We start from the raw sequence: 2,500 nt of genomic DNA, 5'->3' as shown, positions 1-2,500 counted from the left end.
CCAGTGGCTATCGTTTAACAAGCAGAACCTTCTGGAAAGTTGGACCGGAGCGGGTGACAGTCCCGTATGCGTAATGTGAACGATAGTCCTCGAGTAGGGCGGGACACGTGAAATCCTGTCTGAACATGGGGGGACCACCCTCCAAGCCTAAGTACTCGTGCATGACCGATAGCGAACTAGTACCGTGAGGGAAAGGTGAAAAGCACCCCGACGAGGGGAGTGAAAGAGTACCTGAAACCGGTTGCCTACAAACAGTGGGAGCACGCAAGTGTGACCACGTACCTTTTGTATAATGGGTCAGCGACTTAATGTAACGTGCAAGCTTAAGCCGGTAGGTGTAGGCGCAGCGAAAGCGAGTCTTAACAGGGCGTTCAGTACGTTGCATTAGACCCGAAACCGAGTGATCTAGCCATGAGCAGGTTGAAGGTAAGGTAACACTTACTGGAGGACCGAACCCATATCTGTTGCAATAGATCGGGATGACTTGTGGCTAGGGGTGAAAGGCCAATCAAACTCGGAAATAGCTGGTTCTCCGCGAAATCTATTTAGGTAGAGCGTCGACCGAATACCCTCGGGGGTAGAGCACTGGATGGGCTAGGGGTCCTCACCGGATTACCAAACCTAACCAAACTCCGAATACCGAGGAGTACTAGTCGGCAGACACACGGCGGGTGCTAACGTCCGTCGTGGAGAGGGAAACAACCCTGACCAACAGCTAAGGTCCCCAAGTTATGGCTAAGTGGGAAAGGATGTGAGACTCCCAAAACAACCAGGATGTTGGCTTAGAAGCAGCCATCATTTAAAGAAAGCGTAACAGCTCACTGGTCTAATTAAGGGGTTTTGCGCCGAAAATGTACCGGGGCTAAAGCCATACACCGAAGCTTTGGGTTCACCGCAAGGTGAGCGGTAGCGGAGCGTTCCGTAGGCTGATGAAGGGAGACCCGTGAGGGCTCCTGGAGGTATCGGAAGTGCGAATGCTGACATGAGTAACGATAAAGGGGGTGAGAGACCCCCTCGCCGAAAGTCCAAGGGTTCCTGCTTAAAGTTAATCTGAGCAGGGTTAGCCGGCCCCTAAGGCGAGGCCGAAAGGCGTAGTCGATGGGAACCACGTTAATATTCGTGGGCCTGGAGGTAGTGACGGATTGCGGACGTTGTCTTTCCTTACTGGATTGGAGAGGCAGCCATGTGGTCCCAGGAAATAGCTCCTCCATATAGACCGTACCCGAAACCGACACAGGTGGACTGGTAGAGTATACCAAGGCGCTTGAGAGAACTCTGCTGAAGGAACTCGGCAAAATGCACGCGTAACTTCGGGATAAGCGTGACCCTTCGGTGGGCAACCATCGGGGGGTGGCACAGACCAGGGGGTAGCGACTGTTTATCAAAAACACAGGGCTCTGCGAAGTCGCAAGACGACGTATAGGGTCTGACGCCTGCCCGGTGCCGGAAGGTTAAGAGGAGGAGTGCAAGCTCTGAATTGAAGCCCCGGTAAACGGCGGCCGTAACTATAACGGTCCTAAGGTAGCGAAATTCCTTGTCGGGTAAGTTCCGACCTGCACGAATGGCGTAACGACTTCCCCGCTGTCTCCAGCAGAGACTCAGTGAAATTGAATTCCCCGTGAAGATGCGGGGTTCCTGCGGTTAGACGGAAAGACCCCGTGCACCTTTACTATAGCTTTACACTGGCATTCGTGTCGGCATGTGTAGGATAGGTGGTAGGCTTTGAAGCGTGGGCGCCAGCTCGCGTGGAGCCATCCTTGAAATACCACCCTTATCTACATGGATGTCTAACCGCGGTCCGTTATCCGGATCCGGGACAGTGTATGGTGGGTAGTTTGACTGGGGCGGTCGCCTCCTAAAGAGTAACGGAGGCGCGCGATGGTGGGCTCAGAACGGTCGGAAATCGTTCGCTGAGTGCAATGGCATAAGCCTGCCTGACTGCGAGACTGACAAGTCGAGCAGAGACGAAAGTCGGTCATAGTGATCCGGTGGTCCCGCGTGGAAGGGCCATCGCTCAACGGATAAAAGGTACGCCGGGGATAACAGGCTGATGACCCCCAAGAGTCCATATCGACGGGGTTGTTTGGCACCTCGATGTCGACTCATCGCATCCTGGGGCTGGAGCAGGTCCCAAGGGTATGGCTGTTCGCCATTTAAAGCGGTACGTGAGTTGGGTTCAGAACGTCGTGAGACAGTTCGGTCCCTATCTGCCGTGGGTGTAGGAATATTGACAGGATCTGTCCCTAGTACGAGAGGACCGGGATGGACGTATCTCTGGTGGACCTGTTGTGGCGCCAGCCGCATAGCAGGGTAGCTATATACGGAACGGATAACCGCTGAAGGCATCTAAGCGGGAAACCGACCTGAAAACGAGTATTCCCTGAGAGTCGTGGGAGACCACCACGTTGATAGGCCGGGTGTGGAAGTGCGGCAACGCATGGAGCTTACCGGTACTAATAACTCGATCGGCTTGAATCATTCTCATTGCTTATGCTCATCT

The 2,500-nt window shown here is 54.0% G+C and carries 1 rRNA gene (cut by a window edge); it reads left to right on the top strand.

Annotation, left to right across the window (positions count from 1 at the left end):
• A 23S ribosomal RNA gene (locus H7H48_RS20035) occupies positions 1 to 2,479 on the top strand (it extends 392 nt beyond the left edge of the window).
• The last annotated feature ends 21 nt before the right edge of the window (positions 2,480 to 2,500 follow it).

It is taken from the genome of Nitratireductor sp. B36, assembly GCF_020833685.1.
In the GTDB taxonomy this organism is placed as follows: Bacteria; Pseudomonadota; Alphaproteobacteria; order Rhizobiales; family Rhizobiaceae; genus Nitratireductor.
This window is presented reverse-complemented; position numbering and strand designations above follow the sequence as displayed.